The organism is Muriicola sp. E247 (genome assembly GCF_041358175.1).
Lineage (GTDB): Bacteria > Bacteroidota > Bacteroidia > Flavobacteriales > Flavobacteriaceae > Muriicola.
In genome coordinates, this window is the sequence record NZ_JBGKBE010000004.1 from 98,749 (window position 1) to 112,086 (window position 13,338).

The following is a 13,338-nucleotide window of genomic DNA, read 5'->3' on the forward strand; positions in this document are numbered from 1 at the left end:
TCAACCTTGTATTGTTATTGTTGAGTACTACCGGTAAAAGTAAATCGTAAAAAGCCTTAAAACAAGGTAGGGTAAACCTAAGAGATAGCTGTTATGTAAGAAAAGCTATGTCTCTATTTCTTGGTATAATGGCCTTCCTTGTTGTTCTGAATATGCTCTTGTTGCTATTTTCCATTCAGATCACCAAGCGTCATTAGAGGTTTCGGGTTCTTATTTCGGGAGATCTAATCCTTATTTAGCAGCCATCAATTCCACTTCAAAAATAAGAGTGGCATTAGGCGGAATAACCCCACCTGCCCCGGCACTTCCGTATGCAAGATGCGACGGTATAACAAAACGGGCTTTGTCGCCTACCTTTAACAACGCAATTCCTTCATCCCATCCGGGAATAACCTGCCCTACCCCGAGTTGGAAGGTTATAGGTTCTTTACGTTTGTATGAGGAATCAAATACCTGTCCTGTAGGTAGTGATCCTTCGTAATGCACCGAAACCTGCTGCCCTTTTGATGGTTTTTTCCCTGCTCCCTCCTGAATGAGTTTATAACGAAGTCCGCTTTTCGTCTGCTCAAACCCAGCAGCTAATTTTTGCATTTCGGATTCTGCCTTCTGCTTTTCCTCGGCAATTCTTTTCTCCCTAGCACCCTCAAAAGTCCTGAAGGCTTCAACAGCGTTCCAGGTTTTTTGCTTTTCACCTACCCTGAGGATCTCCACAGATTCTATTGCATCTCCCTGTTCTATGGTATCTACTACTTCCTGACCGTGGGCAACATGGCCAAAGACGGTATGCTTGTCATCTAACCAGGGGGTGGCAATATGAGTAATAAAGAACTGACTCCCATTGGATCCCGGTCCGGCATTGGCCATCGATAGCACCCCTGGTCCATCGTGTCTTAGATCCGGATGAAACTCGTCGTCAAACTTATACCCCGGGTCTCCTGTCCCTGTTCCTAACGGACAGCCACCCTGAATCATAAAATCAGGAATAACTCTGTGAAAGGTTAGACCATCGTAATATGGGGTGCCCTGTGGTTTTACCGAATTTTCAAGATTCCCTTCGGCGAGGGCTACAAAATTTCCAACCGTTCCAGGTGTTTTATCATGAGTGAGCTTTATTAGGATTTCTCCTTTAGTGGTGTTGAACTTAGCGTATATTCCGTCTTGCATGGCGTAAAGTTTTTAAAGGGGCAAAGATATGAATTAATGCCCGGAACACCCGGCTTTTGATTGCATCTGATATAACTCGAAAATTGACCGCTATTGGGCCGTTCCCAAGTCGTATTTATCGGCGAGGTAAATCAAACTGGTCATCGCAGCTGCACCTAGTTCGAGTTCGCGTCTGTTGACATGTTCAAAAGTGTCATTCTGCGCGTGGTGATGGGCAAAATACCGTTGTGAATCAGGCCGCAGTCCGGCCAGAACGATTCCCGGCTTTTTCAATGGTCCGATATCAGCGCCTCCCCCTCCCTGGGTAAATTCAGCAGAATGGTATGGTTCAAACAAAGATTTCCAACTCAGGACGGTATTAAAATCAGATTCAGAACTGTCAAAGGAAAATCCTCTGGGGGTAAAACCTCCGGCGTCACTTTCGAGGGCAAATACATGCTTTTCACCATTTATGTCGGCTTCGGAAGCATACTTCCTACCACCCCGAAGTCCGTTTTCTTCATTCATAAACAAGACTGCCCTGATCGTCCTCTTCGGTTTATACCCACTCAACTTTAAAAGGCGAAGCACTTCCATACTTTGCACGCATCCGGCTCCGTCGTCATGAGCCCCGTCTCCCAGGTCCCAGGAATCAAGATGACCTCCTACAACCATAACCTCTTCGGGCTTTGTGCTGCCTTTGATCTCACCGATCACATTATAGGACTGTACATCTTCAAGTTGTTTGCAATTCAACTTAAAATAAAACAGGATTTTCGGATTGAGCTTTAGGGTTGTACTTAAAAATTCAGCCCCATTGGTACTTATTGCTGCTGCAGGAATCCTGTCCTTTTCCGGGAGGTCTCCATAATTGGTGGAACCTGTATGGGGATTGTCGTCCAGCCGGAGATTCATCGACCTCACAATAACTCCTACAGCACCGTATTTGGATGCTTCTGCCGCCCCCTTTGAACGCTGGTCTACTGCCCCGCCATAGGCTCTGAAAGTATTGAGGAGTCGGGCATCCATCGGCCTGTTATAAAAAACGATCTTACCTTGAATTTTGTCTCTACCAAGAGTTTCCAGCTCTTCAAAACTTTTTACTTCAACCACCTCAGCTTTCACTCCGCCTGGAGGAGTCGCCACTGAACCTCCAAGGGCACAAATCGGGACATTGCTTGTATATCCGGGCTTGCTCTCCAGGTAAGCAAATTCCGGCGTTCCTCTTACCCATTTGGGCACCATAACGGGCTGAAGCCAGACCTTGTCGAGACCCAGGGAATCAAGTTGTGCTTTGGTGTAGTTAACGGCCTGTTCTGCCTGTACTGAACCAGATAGCCGACCTCCAATCTGGTTAGACAAATAGTTTAGCCAGTCATACGTCTTGCCCTTAGTTAGAGCCAAATCGTAAATTGTTCTGATTTGTTTTTCATCATCGGTCTGTGCTGCCACATTGTGAATTTGCAGCATCAGGAATAGAGTAATTGTTATCCTAATCATTCGCTTTCTAATTGCTTTTTGTATTCTTCGATGTTTGCTTTAGTTTTTTCATCCAGTTCCGGCTCTACCACATCTGTGTATTTAGCCAGTTCCTGTAGCAGGATCTCTGCAACGATTACCCGGGCTGCTTCCTTGTTATCTGCAGGGATAACAAACCAGGGGGCATGCGTTTTGGAAGTATTGTTAATTGCCTCTTCATAACATTCCTGATAGGAATCCCACAGGGCTCTTTCTTTGAGGTCGCCTGCTGAGAACTTCCAGTTCTTTTCCTTCTTTTCAAGTCGTCTCAGTAATCGCTGCCGCTGCTCCTCTTTGGAAAGGTGAAGAAAGAATTTAAAGATGATGGTTCCGTTCTGAGCCAGATGGAGTTCAAAATCATTGATCTGCCTGAAACGATCTTCCCAGAATTTTTCATCTATATCTTCAACGGTGTGAATACCGGGGATATGTTCTCCAAGAATATAGGAGGGGTGAACCCTGGTGACCAGCACATTTTCATAATGTGTACGGTTAAACACCCCGAATTTTCCTTTCTGGGGCAAAGCGATATAATGCCGCCACAGATAATCATGGCTGCGTTCCAATTCGGTGGGTACTTTAAAACTGTGCACCTGCACCCCTCTAACATTAAAATCCTTAAAAACCTCACGGATTAGACTGTCTTTTCCGGCTGTATCCATTCCCTGCAGACAAATAAGTACGCTGTATTTATCGTGGGCATACATCACATCCTGAAACTTGCCCAGCTCTATCCTTATCTTTTCAAGGTACTTTTTCAGCTTTTTATCTGATTTTCCAAAATCCTCGAAAGTAGGGATGGCATTTAGTTTTGCAGCCTTTTCTACCCTATAAGAATTACTGTCTATTTTCTTCATAGCCTGAATATAAAATAAATTATGCTACCCCGGTAATTCGTAACAATAATTAAACATATTGACCATTTTCATTGGTAAAAAAGCACCGAAATCCTGCGTTTTTCGCCATATAACGATAAAATATGGTGATCCTCAAAGGCTGTACTACCTTTATAGGTCCTGAATCTTACGTAGTAACCTTAATGTAGACTATGAAAGGACTGATCACTTATCTGTGGCTTGCTCTATCCCCTTTACTTGCCGGGATGGAACCTTCTAATGCCTGTGACTATGCAGGATCCAATCTCAGCTTTATAAAGACCAATACTCAGAAGGCCATTTCTGCCGATAAGATTAAAATGGTTCACTACTATGCTTATAAGGCGATAAGTGCCATTGAAAAATCCATGGAACAATTTGAAGATTGCGGATGTGAATTCGCCATGCAGAATATTGAAGAGGGCGAAAGCTATTTAAAAAAGGCAATCAAGGCTGGCTCAATTTTAAGTACCCGTATACTATTAAAAAAAGCCCTGGAACACGCAAATAGCAGCCAGGAAGCTCTGGCGGATCACGCAGAAATCCACAGTAGTGAGTATGGGAACGACTTATTAGCGGTCAATACTAAGGAAATGGAGGAGAAGAAAAGTATATTCAAGCCTATTGCCGGAAAAGAACTCGAGGCCAGGATCGATGCTTCATTGCTTGATTTTGAACTTTCACTTCAAAAGGTCATCGCCACACTTCCCTGCACAGAAGCAAATGCCTATGTATCCCAGGTCTTTGAACGTTGCGAGCTGGAATTGCTAAATTCCGACCTTACAGAAGGGAAGAAGTATTACAACCTCAGAACGAAAGAAATTGCTGCCAAAGCATTAATAAAGCTCGGTAATCAGTGTCCCTGAAGCCAGTATCCTTGACCAGGAACAAGAATTTACTTGCTTGCGAAAAGCTTTACGTCAGCCTCTGTAATCTCATCATTTCCCAGGATGGTGAGTCGCTCCACCACATTGCGCAATTCCCGGATATTACCTGTCCAGTCGTATTCCTTTAAAAGCGAAACCGCTTTTGGGGAGAATTTTTTTGGAACAGTACCTTGTTCCCCTGCGATTTTTTCAGAAAAATGTTCAATCAGCAAGGGAATATCTTTCCTGCGTTCATTCAGGGCAGGTACTTGTATCAGAATGACAGCGAGCCTGTGATAAAGGTCTTCTCTGAACCGGCCTTCTTCAATTTCCTTTTGTAGGTTTTTATTGGTCGCGGCCACTACTCGTACATCCACATTGATATCCTTATCAGAACCTACTCTGGAAATCTTATTTTCCTGCAGGGCTCTCAGCACTTTGGCCTGTGCTGAAAGGCTCATGTCTCCTATTTCGTCTAAAAAAATGGTGCCTTTATTCGCCGCTTCAAATTTTCCTGCTCTGTCTTTTATGGCCGAGGTGAAAGCTCCTTTGACGTGCCCAAACAATTCACTTTCAATAAGTTCTGAAGGTATTGCCGCACAATTCACTTCAATAAAAGGATGATTACTCCTTTCGCTTTTCTGATGGATCCAATGGGCTACCAATTCCTTTCCTGTTCCGTTAGCACCTGTTATTAATACCCTGGCATCGGTTGGAGCTACTTTCTCAATAATTTCTTTGATATTAGAGATTTCCGGACTATCACCGATCATCTCGTATTTCTTACTCACTTTCTTTTTGAGAATTTTGTTTTCCACCACCAATTCCTTCCTGTCGAGTGCATTTCTTACGGTTGTGAGCAACCTGTTGAGATCGGGCGGTTTGGATATATAGTCGTAGGCCCCAAGTCGCATGGTATTGACCGCAGTATCGAGGTCGCCATGTCCCGAGATCATAATGAACGGAATTTCCGGTTTTATTTTCCGCGCCGCCTCCAGCACTTCCACCCCATCCATTTTAGGCATTTTTATATCACAAAGAACCAGATCGTAATCGTTCTTTTTGATTGACTCTATTCCTTTTTGCCCATTTTCGGCTTCTTCCAACTGGTATTTTTCATTCTCTTCAGAGAGAATTTTCACCAATACCCTGCGAATGGCTGCCTCATCTTCTATCACTAATATTTTTGGCATATCTTAAAGTTATTGTTGTATTAAAACCGGACTTTTCCGCTTCCTTTCCCAGACAGTTCAAAAACGGTGCCAGGGATTCTATTGCAAATTAGAATATAGCTATGTTATTTAGTCTTTCTTCATGGCAATAGGACCATGCTGGAAAAAATGTACATCCCTTTGTGGAAATGGAATAGTAACACCATTCTTCCTGAATTGATCATCTATTTTATAACGCATTTCACTGCGCATTCGGGGCACCCTAAATCCGTCTTCTATAAAGAAGTTCAAAGAAAACACAAGAGCTGAATCTCCAAAGTCATCAAATTGAACAAAAGGAGGTGGGTCTCTTAAAACTCCCATTTGATCCGTGGCAATTTCTTCCAAGATTTTTGTCACCAATTGCACATCACTGCCGTAGGCCACACCAACTACCAGTGATTCACGGGTAGTATTATAGTTCTGTGTATAATTGTATATCGTATTGGTTAAAAAGATATGGTTTGGAATAATGAGTACCTTGTCGTCTCGTGTTAAAGCTCTTGTACTTCTCAGGCGTATTTCGAAAACCTTTCCCACTTTACCTTCCACCTCAATAATGTCCCCTACGTGTATGGATTGATCAAGAATCATCATAACCCCTGAAATAATGTCCTGAAAGAGGGTTTGCAAGGCAAATCCCAAGCCTACGAATAAGGCGGCAGAAGCTGTCAGTAATACGGTCAGATTAACCCCTGAGGAATGAAGAATAACAGTGATGACCAGAACGTAAAAAAGGTATTTTAAAAAGGAAAAAATGCTGACAAACTTGTTTTTATCAGAGACGGGTAACTTCTTAACTACTAAATTATGAACAATCCGAAGCAAATAAGTAACCACAACAATGGCAATGACTATAGAAAGAAAGGTTCCTACAGTGATATGAATACTCTCACTTTCAATAATCTGATAGGAAAGAAAGTCATTAAATTTCGAGAAAATTGTCTTTAGCTTTTCCATCTCAGTATTTTAACCATTTAAATAATTCTTTATAACTGGGTTTTTTTCCATACATCAGAATTCCTACCCTGTAAATCTTTGCTGCCAGCCATACAATGCCTATAAAGGTAATCAGTAGAAAGAATATAGAAAGTACGAGTTGCCAGATTGGGACGCCACCTTCTCCTAGACCCCCCGGAAGCCTCATCAACATAACGATCGGTGAGGTAAGTGGAAAAAGTGAAAACCCTACTGCAATAGGTCCGTGAGGATTCCCAAATACAGAGAAGAAGCCCACATAAATTGCCAGCATCAGAGGGAGAATAATCGGAAAAATAAATTGCTGTGTATCTGTTTCATTATCAACCGCTGCACCAATGGCCGCATAGATGGAGCTGTAAATAAGATAGCCCAGAACAAAATAGATCATAAAAAAGAAGATCAGCATGGCCCATGGAATCTGAAATAATTCATTGGCGTATAATTGCATCTCGCTGACATCTGACCCCATACTACTCAGCTCACTTACTGTACCTCCCGGCAAAACTGAAGCGCTTTGAAATGCCGAAGTTTCCAATCCCAGAAATGACATCACCGTAAACAATAATAAGGTTGCTGAAAAGATCCAGATGGCAAACTGTGTTAGTCCCGCCAGAGAAGTGCCTATGATCTTGCCCATCATTAACTGAAAAGGTTTTACCGATGAAATAATTACTTCGATAATCCGACTGGTTTTTTCTTCAATTACACTACGCATCACAAAGCCGCCGTAGATGATAATAAACATCATGATAAGGTAGCCGAATCCACCACCTATAAAAGCTTTTAATTCATTGATTCCCTTTAAATTCTGTTGCCCTTCAAAGGTTTCGGTTTTAAGCTGGAACCCCGAATCTATTGATGCAAATTCCTCTGCGGTAACCCCCAGCTCAATTAGTTTTTGTTGCCGTAACCGATCGCGAAAAATGGCATCAAGCCTATCGGTAATTCCCGAATTAGGTGCTTCTTTTGAATAGAAATAGGCCTGCCTGGCAACCTCTTCTGCCGTAGTTCCCTCGGGGAGATACAACAAGCCATAAAAGTTTTGGTTAATCACGGAATCCCTTGCCTCGCTGAGATTCAGATCTCTGAGAACGACAAAAGACAAAGCCTCCGTTGACGCGAAATCATCAGAATAAAAGGGGCTTTCATTGAGAATTCCAATCACCCTGGTCTCACTATCGTTAATCTTTGTCAAATAGGCAATTAGGACAACCATCCCTACCATTAGGATTGGACTCAAGAAAGTCATGATCACAAAGGATTTATTTCTCACTTTAGCGAGGTATTCCCGTTTTATAATCAGGCCTAACTTATTCATTGACAGATTTGCTTTGAACGGTTTTGATGAATATGTCATTGGCCGTGGGGATGGTCTCTACAAAATTATAAATGGTTCCTTTGGAAGAAAGCTGATTGAGCAGAGATCTGGTATCCCCGGAGGGTAGTTGAATCTGAAATTCCAGTTCCGACGCGACAGGATCAAAGGAAGGAGATATTATCTGGAATCTTTCTGACAGTTCTTTGAGGAACTCCTCGCCTTGCTGAATGGCCATTCCTACATTGTAGATGTTATTCTTATACTGCTTTTTAATATCGGATAGTTTCCCATCCAGAATCTTTTCAGCATTGTGCAGTAGTGTAATATATTCACAAATCTCTTCAACAGATTCCATTCGATGCGTAGAAAAGATTATTGAGGTTCCCTGTTCCTTCAGATGCAAAATCTCTTCTTTGATAATGTTCGCATTAATTGGGTCAAAACCGCTAAATGGCTCATCGAATATCAACAATTTGGGCTGGTGTAGTACGGTCACAATAAATTGTATTTTTTGTGCCATACCTTTAGAGAGTTCCTGTATTTTTTTGTTCCACCAATCTCCTATCTGGAGACGATCAAACCAATAAAGCAACCTTTTTTTAGCTTCGGCTTTGGATAGACCTTTTAACTGGGCCAGGTACAAAGCCTGTTCGCCCACTTTCATACTTTTATAAAGGCCTCTTTCCTCAGGCAAATACCCGATCATAGCAATATGATGCGGCTGCAGAGGTTCACCGGCAAAACGAATTTGTCCACTGTCCGGATACGTTATCTGGTTGATGATTCTGATAAGCGTGGTCTTACCCGCCCCATTAGGGCCTAACAATCCATAAATACTGTTAGCAGGTATTTCAAGGGAGACATCTTTAAGAGCAAATTGGGCTCCGAACTGTTTGGTAATCCGATCGGCAACCAGGATAGAACTCATGCAGGCAATTTTTTCAAAGATATAGAATTGAGGGTAAAAGAATCAAGGTTTAGTCAATATAATAAAGCCCTTTTTAAGCTGCTTCCAAACAGGGTGAATACCGCATTCTTAATCAAACCTCAATTCCTGTTATGACGCATCAGACAGAGAATGGAATGTGATAAAATTAGAGGAAAAAATTAGCTGCAGAGTAGATCATACTACCCTTAAAAAAGCAAAACCCATCCCCGAAGGATCGAGGATGGGAAAAAAATTGCTATGAAAAAGAAAATTAATATTGGTTGCCCAATATCGAACCAAATATACGTTTTTTATTTAATTCGGGATTCATTGGTTTAAGAAAACATGTCTTTTACTTTTTCAAAAAATGATTTATCCGATTTCTCCGGCTTGGGCTCAAAATTTTCATTTTGACTCATTTTTTCAAAAAATTCACGTTGTTCCTTATTTAGCTCCTTTGGAGTCCATACATTGACGTGGACAAGAAGATCTCCACTCCCATATCCGTTGAGGTTATTAATCCCCTTTCCGCGAAGGCGAAGTATTTTTCCCGACTGTATTCCGGGTTCGAGTTTTATCCTCACTTTCCCCCCTACAGTATCGATTTCTTTGGAGGTACCCAGTACAGCATCTGAGATGCTTACATAAAGATCGTAATGCAGGTTATCCCCCTCCCTTTTCAGGGTTTCGTGCTCCCTGGTTTCAATAGCTACCAGAAGATCTCCCGGAATACTGTTTCCAGGAGCTTCATTTCCTTTATTACTTACCTTGAGCTGCATTCCGTCTTCCACCCCGGCCGGAATTTTAATAGAAACTGTCTCTTCAACTACCTTTAATCCCTGAGCATCTGCATCTGCAGGACGATGATCTATGATCTGTCCACTTCCCCCACAACTGCTGCAGGTGGCTGCCGTTTGCATTCGTCCCAGGATGGTATTGGTAATTTTGGTGACCTGTCCGTTACCATTACAGCTAGCACAGGTATTGTAAGTAACGCCCTCGGCCTTTACTTTTCGCTTTACTTTTACTTTCTTTTCTACACCCTGGGCTACTTCTTCGAGTGTTAGCTTTACCCGGATCCTGAGGTTACTTCCCTTCACCCGGCGCTGACCACCCCCAAAGCCTCCAAAACCTCCAAAACTTCCACCAAAGGCACTGCCGAATATATCTCCAAACTGGCTGAAGATATCTTCCATATTCATACCTCCACCACCAAATCCACCACCTTCAAAGGCAGCATGACCGTATTGATCATACCTGGCCCGTTTATCAGGATCACTGAGGACTTCATAGGCTTCAGCCGACTTTTTAAACATTTCTTCTGCCTTAGCGTCACCAGGATTTTTATCCGGATGGTATTCCAAAGCCTTTTTTCTGTAAGCCTTTTTTATCTCAGCAGCAGTGGCCGATTTGCTGATCCCCAGTATTTCGTAAAAATCTTCTTTCATAATTTCAGATTAATTGCCAACCACCACTTTGGGGTGTCTGATAATCTTATCTCCCAGATTATAACCCTTCTCTACCACATCGATGATCTTCCCTTTTAATTTCTTGTTGGGTGCCGGGATCTGTGTTATGGCGTCGTGAATTTCAGCATCAAAAGCGTCGCCTTCCGCAGCCTTTATTTCTTCAAGACCTTTAGACTTTAAGGTATCTTTAAACTTATTGTAAATGAGTTCAACTCCCTTGAACATTTCATTTTCTGAAGATTTTCCTAATTCTTTCAGGGCGCGTTCAAAGTCGTCCAAAACCGGAAGGAGCGAAACCATGACTTCCTGGCCGGCGGTTTTAAAAAGTTCCATCCGCTCTTTGGCAGTCCGTCTCTTGAAATTTTCAAATTCAGCAAAAAGTCGAAGAAATTTATCTTTCTCCTTCTCTAATTCCCCTTCGAGCTTTTCCACCTCTGATAAGGGAGCGGATTCTTCCTGATCCATTGAACCCTGGGATTCCTGGTTCTCTTCTGCCTGAGTCTCTTCGTTGTGCAATTCGTTCACTATCTCCTCCGTTTCTTCTGTTCTTTCTTTTTTACTCATTGCTCTTTGCGTTTTTTAGGACAATGTTAATTGAAGATGGCAAAAGTACTGCCATTTATCTTAAAATGTCAAAATGTCACAAAAAAAACACCCTCGAAAAAGGATGATTTAAAAGTTCCAGGCCTGATATCAAGACTTAAACGAATTCTTTGTGGTAGATATCACTTTCCTCTTCTTCCGGGAGAATGACGTTTTGAAGGGCACTACAAATATTTTTATAATAAAACTCGAATCCTTCTTCTTCAATTTTCTTGCTACTCACCCGCTGACTTACAAACAACAGCAAGGACATCTCTCCCAGAATTAGTCGCATAAGCCCCCGGGGAATATTAGGCAGAAATAAAGGTCTGTTGAGAATTTCTGCTATTTCCTTTACAAGTCGGTTATTAGTAACCGGGTTTGGCGCCACCCCATTAAATACACCATCAATACTGTGTTCCACAATAAATAAAAATTGCCTTGCCAGATCATCGATATGAATCCAGGATTGCCATTGTTCCCCGCTGCCAAAAGCCGCACCAACATAGGCCTTTACAGGTCTCACCAATGCAGGAAGGGCACCACCCTCCATCGAGAGTACCAATCCAACACGTAGGGTGGCTACAGAAAATGAAAATTGTGAAAATTCTTGAATTTCCTGCTCCCATTTTGCAACTACTTCCCCCAGAAAGCTGTCGTCAACATCTTTTTCATCCTCAGTGTAGTAATGATCAAAAGAATGAGGATAAATTCCAATTGCCGAAGCAGAAACAAAGGATGTTATTTCTTCGGTATTGATTTTTTCCAGAGCTGATCTTAGGGTACGCAGACTATCAATTCTACTACTGAGAATCTTTTTTTTGTTCGATCTTGTCCACCGCTGTGAAATGGATGATCCCGCAAGATTGATTACAGCCGAAACACCGTCGAAACAAGCCATATCAATTTCTCCTTTACGAGGATTCCAATAGAATCCTTTTAAGTCATTCTCCTGGGTAAGCTTTTGTTTTTGGGTAGAGAGGTAGTTAACGTCGATGTTATTTTCGCGGCATTTCTGAACTATGGCACTGCCAATCAACCCCGTCGCCCCTGTGATCAAAATGCGCATATAGCTTTTTTTGTAAAGATATTTGTTTTGCGGAGGAAAAGGCGGGGCTTTATATAAGGTTTAACAATGTTGTCTAAGGTTTTATTCTATTTACAATTACCTTTTGGAATCATTTCTTAATAGCTCGAAGCATTTCCCGTTTTCCCGGCGGACCTGGGAGACGCTCAACGTTAAAACCTACTGCATCCATAGCTCGTCTTACACTTCCTTTGGCCGAATAAGTAACCAGTATTCCTTTATCTTTAAGAGCATTAAACATTTTCTGAAATATATCCTGGGTCCATAACTCGGGCTGCACCCTTGCTCCAAAAGCATCGAAATAGATAAGGTCATATTCGCCCTCTGAGTTGATCTCCCTGAAATCCAGTTTATTTTTATTCAGAATAAAATTCGGAGACAGAGGTATTGCCTCCTCCCAATCACAGCTGTGCATTTGATTAAATGTGGCATCTAACTGGGGTAGTTGCAGGGCTTCCACATAATTTAACTCGCCAACTTCTTCAGGGGAAACAGGAAAGGCTTCTACCCCGGTGTATTTAATGTGTAAATTTCGCTTTATCCCTTCGTGAAGGGTGATCAGAGCATTGAGTCCGGTTCCAAAGCCAACTTCCAGGATGGCAATAGGATTTTTCAGAGAAGCATGCAGCCCGTGTTTGATAAATACATGATAGGCTTCCTGTATCGCCCCGTGCTTGGAGTGGTATTGTTCATTCCATTCATCAAGGGAAATAGTCTTTGATCCATCGCCGGTTGTAATAATGGATCTTTTCACATCAATTTGTTAACCGAACCCCGTCGGCAACGAAGCTATAAGTAGATTTAGGTGTTGTGATCCGATCGATCTCTTCTTTTGTAGCGCCTCCGTCCTCGGCGTAATGCTTCTGGTCTTCAACACTTATTGTTTCAGTAAAAGCTTTGCCGCGAAGGGTTACTTCCCTGCCAGCAATATCCTTTGGAACAAAAAATCCGTAATCTTTAAATGTCACGCGTATTTCTTCCTCTTCTCCCAGTGCAACTTTCATCCAGCATCCTTTCATCTGACAAACTTCGGTAACTTCTCCGCTAAAGGTGACATCAAGGCTATCAGTTTGCTGAAGCCCGGTAATTGCTTTTGCCATATCGGATGCTGATTTTACTTCATCGGCTTCAAAAGCGCTGCCAAAAACAGTGGCCACCTCTTTTTCTGCTTCTTTTACCGGCGTTTCTGTTTGAGAATTCTTCTCCTTACAACTCCCCAGAAGAAGAAAAACAACAAGGATAATGTTAAAACCTTTCATTTTATTTAGAATTTGAGATTACTCTGCAAAGCTGGTCATTTTTCGCTTAAAAAAGAAGGAATAAGAGGGTATAAATGTTTAATTTTGAGAAGTAAAACACA

General features: G+C 42.1%; 13 protein-coding genes. 1 reads left to right on the plus strand and 12 read right to left on the minus strand.

Going from position 1 to position 13,338, the window contains the following annotated elements; all coding sequences use genetic code 11:
- Positions 1-231: 231 nt before the first annotated feature.
- The 3 genes from ACA086_RS08055 to ACA086_RS08065 form a co-directional block, all read right to left on the minus strand.
- On the minus strand, positions 232-1,164 hold the full coding sequence (locus tag ACA086_RS08055; protein WP_371002823.1) for a peptidylprolyl isomerase: 933 nt from the start codon (positions 1,162-1,164) through the stop codon (positions 232-234).
- Between the two features lie 90 nt (positions 1,165-1,254).
- Positions 1,255-2,643 carry a M28 family peptidase gene (locus ACA086_RS08060; RefSeq protein ID WP_371002824.1) on the minus strand — a complete coding sequence of 463 codons (1,389 nt, stop codon included), beginning with the start codon at positions 2,641-2,643 and terminating at the stop codon, positions 1,255-1,257.
- Positions 2,640-3,518, minus strand: a complete 879-nt coding sequence (locus tag ACA086_RS08065) for a PPK2 family polyphosphate kinase (protein ID WP_371002825.1) — start codon at positions 3,516-3,518, stop codon at positions 2,640-2,642. The genes ACA086_RS08060 and ACA086_RS08065 overlap by 4 nt, the downstream gene beginning before the upstream one ends.
- A gap of 191 nt (positions 3,519-3,709) precedes the next feature.
- Between ACA086_RS08065 and ACA086_RS08070 the strand changes: the two genes are divergently transcribed.
- Positions 3,710-4,402 (plus strand): hypothetical protein, encoded by a 693-nt coding sequence (locus ACA086_RS08070; RefSeq protein ID WP_371002826.1) that lies wholly within the window; start codon positions 3,710-3,712, stop codon positions 4,400-4,402.
- 29 nt (positions 4,403-4,431) lie between these two features.
- Here ACA086_RS08070 and ACA086_RS08075 read toward each other — a convergent pair whose 3' ends face one another.
- The 9 genes from ACA086_RS08075 to ACA086_RS08115 form a co-directional block, all read right to left on the minus strand.
- Positions 4,432-5,595, minus strand: coding sequence for a sigma-54-dependent transcriptional regulator (locus ACA086_RS08075; protein WP_371002827.1), 1,164 nt, complete (start codon positions 5,593-5,595; stop codon positions 4,432-4,434).
- Positions 5,596-5,703: 108 nt separating this feature from the next.
- A complete protein-coding gene (locus ACA086_RS08080) occupies positions 5,704-6,573 on the minus strand; it encodes a mechanosensitive ion channel family protein (RefSeq protein WP_371002828.1) in 870 nt (289 codons plus the stop codon).
- A gap of 1 nt (position 6,574) precedes the next feature.
- Positions 6,575-7,912, minus strand: coding sequence for an ABC transporter permease (locus tag ACA086_RS08085; RefSeq protein ID WP_369748808.1), 1,338 nt, complete (start codon positions 7,910-7,912; stop codon positions 6,575-6,577).
- Positions 7,905-8,840: an ABC transporter ATP-binding protein gene (locus ACA086_RS08090; RefSeq protein WP_369748809.1), complete on the minus strand. Its 936-nt coding sequence runs from the start codon at positions 8,838-8,840 to the stop codon at positions 7,905-7,907. The genes ACA086_RS08085 and ACA086_RS08090 overlap by 8 nt, the downstream gene beginning before the upstream one ends.
- A gap of 335 nt (positions 8,841-9,175) precedes the next feature.
- Complete coding sequence (dnaJ, locus tag ACA086_RS08095) at positions 9,176-10,288, minus strand: molecular chaperone DnaJ (RefSeq protein ID WP_371002829.1); 1,113 nt, start codon at positions 10,286-10,288, stop codon at positions 9,176-9,178.
- A 9-nt stretch (positions 10,289-10,297) separates the two neighbouring features.
- Complete coding sequence (locus ACA086_RS08100) at positions 10,298-10,873, minus strand: nucleotide exchange factor GrpE (protein WP_371002830.1); 576 nt, start codon at positions 10,871-10,873, stop codon at positions 10,298-10,300.
- A 136-nt stretch (positions 10,874-11,009) separates the two neighbouring features.
- On the minus strand, positions 11,010-11,960 hold the full coding sequence (locus ACA086_RS08105) for a TIGR01777 family oxidoreductase (protein WP_371002831.1): 951 nt from the start codon (positions 11,958-11,960) through the stop codon (positions 11,010-11,012).
- Between the two features lie 109 nt (positions 11,961-12,069).
- Positions 12,070-12,732, minus strand: coding sequence for a tRNA (5-methylaminomethyl-2-thiouridine)(34)-methyltransferase MnmD (gene mnmD, locus ACA086_RS08110; RefSeq protein WP_371002832.1), 663 nt, complete (start codon positions 12,730-12,732; stop codon positions 12,070-12,072).
- A 1-nt stretch (position 12,733) separates the two neighbouring features.
- Positions 12,734-13,237: a DUF4920 domain-containing protein gene (locus tag ACA086_RS08115; protein ID WP_371002833.1), complete on the minus strand. Its 504-nt coding sequence runs from the start codon at positions 13,235-13,237 to the stop codon at positions 12,734-12,736.
- Positions 13,238-13,338: the final 101 nt, after the last annotated feature.

What these genes read in the sequence shown, in the direction of transcription:
- ACA086_RS08055 (WP_371002823.1), bottom strand. Translation starts at nt 1,164, where the DNA reads ATGCAAGACGGAATATACGCTAAGTTCAACACCACTAAAGGAGAAATC.
- ACA086_RS08060 (WP_371002824.1), bottom strand. Translation starts at nt 2,643, where the DNA reads ATGATTAGGATAACAATTACTCTATTCCTGATGCTGCAAATTCACAAT.
- ACA086_RS08065 (WP_371002825.1), bottom strand. Translation starts at nt 3,518, where the DNA reads ATGAAGAAAATAGACAGTAATTCTTATAGGGTAGAAAAGGCTGCAAAA.
- ACA086_RS08070 (WP_371002826.1), top strand. Translation starts at nt 3,710, where the DNA reads ATGAAAGGACTGATCACTTATCTGTGGCTTGCTCTATCCCCTTTACTT.
- ACA086_RS08075 (WP_371002827.1), bottom strand. Translation starts at nt 5,595, where the DNA reads ATGCCAAAAATATTAGTGATAGAAGATGAGGCAGCCATTCGCAGGGTA.
- ACA086_RS08080 (WP_371002828.1), bottom strand. Translation starts at nt 6,573, where the DNA reads ATGGAAAAGCTAAAGACAATTTTCTCGAAATTTAATGACTTTCTTTCC.
- ACA086_RS08085 (WP_369748808.1), bottom strand. Translation starts at nt 7,912, where the DNA reads ATGAATAAGTTAGGCCTGATTATAAAACGGGAATACCTCGCTAAAGTG.
- ACA086_RS08090 (WP_369748809.1), bottom strand. Translation starts at nt 8,840, where the DNA reads ATGAGTTCTATCCTGGTTGCCGATCGGATTACCAAACAGTTCGGAGCC.
- dnaJ (WP_371002829.1), bottom strand. Translation starts at nt 10,288, where the DNA reads ATGAAAGAAGATTTTTACGAAATACTGGGGATCAGCAAATCGGCCACT.
- ACA086_RS08100 (WP_371002830.1), bottom strand. Translation starts at nt 10,873, where the DNA reads ATGAGTAAAAAAGAAAGAACAGAAGAAACGGAGGAGATAGTGAACGAA.
- ACA086_RS08105 (WP_371002831.1), bottom strand. Translation starts at nt 11,960, where the DNA reads ATGCGCATTTTGATCACAGGGGCGACGGGGTTGATTGGCAGTGCCATA.
- ACA086_RS08115 (WP_371002833.1), bottom strand. Translation starts at nt 13,237, where the DNA reads ATGAAAGGTTTTAACATTATCCTTGTTGTTTTTCTTCTTCTGGGGAGT.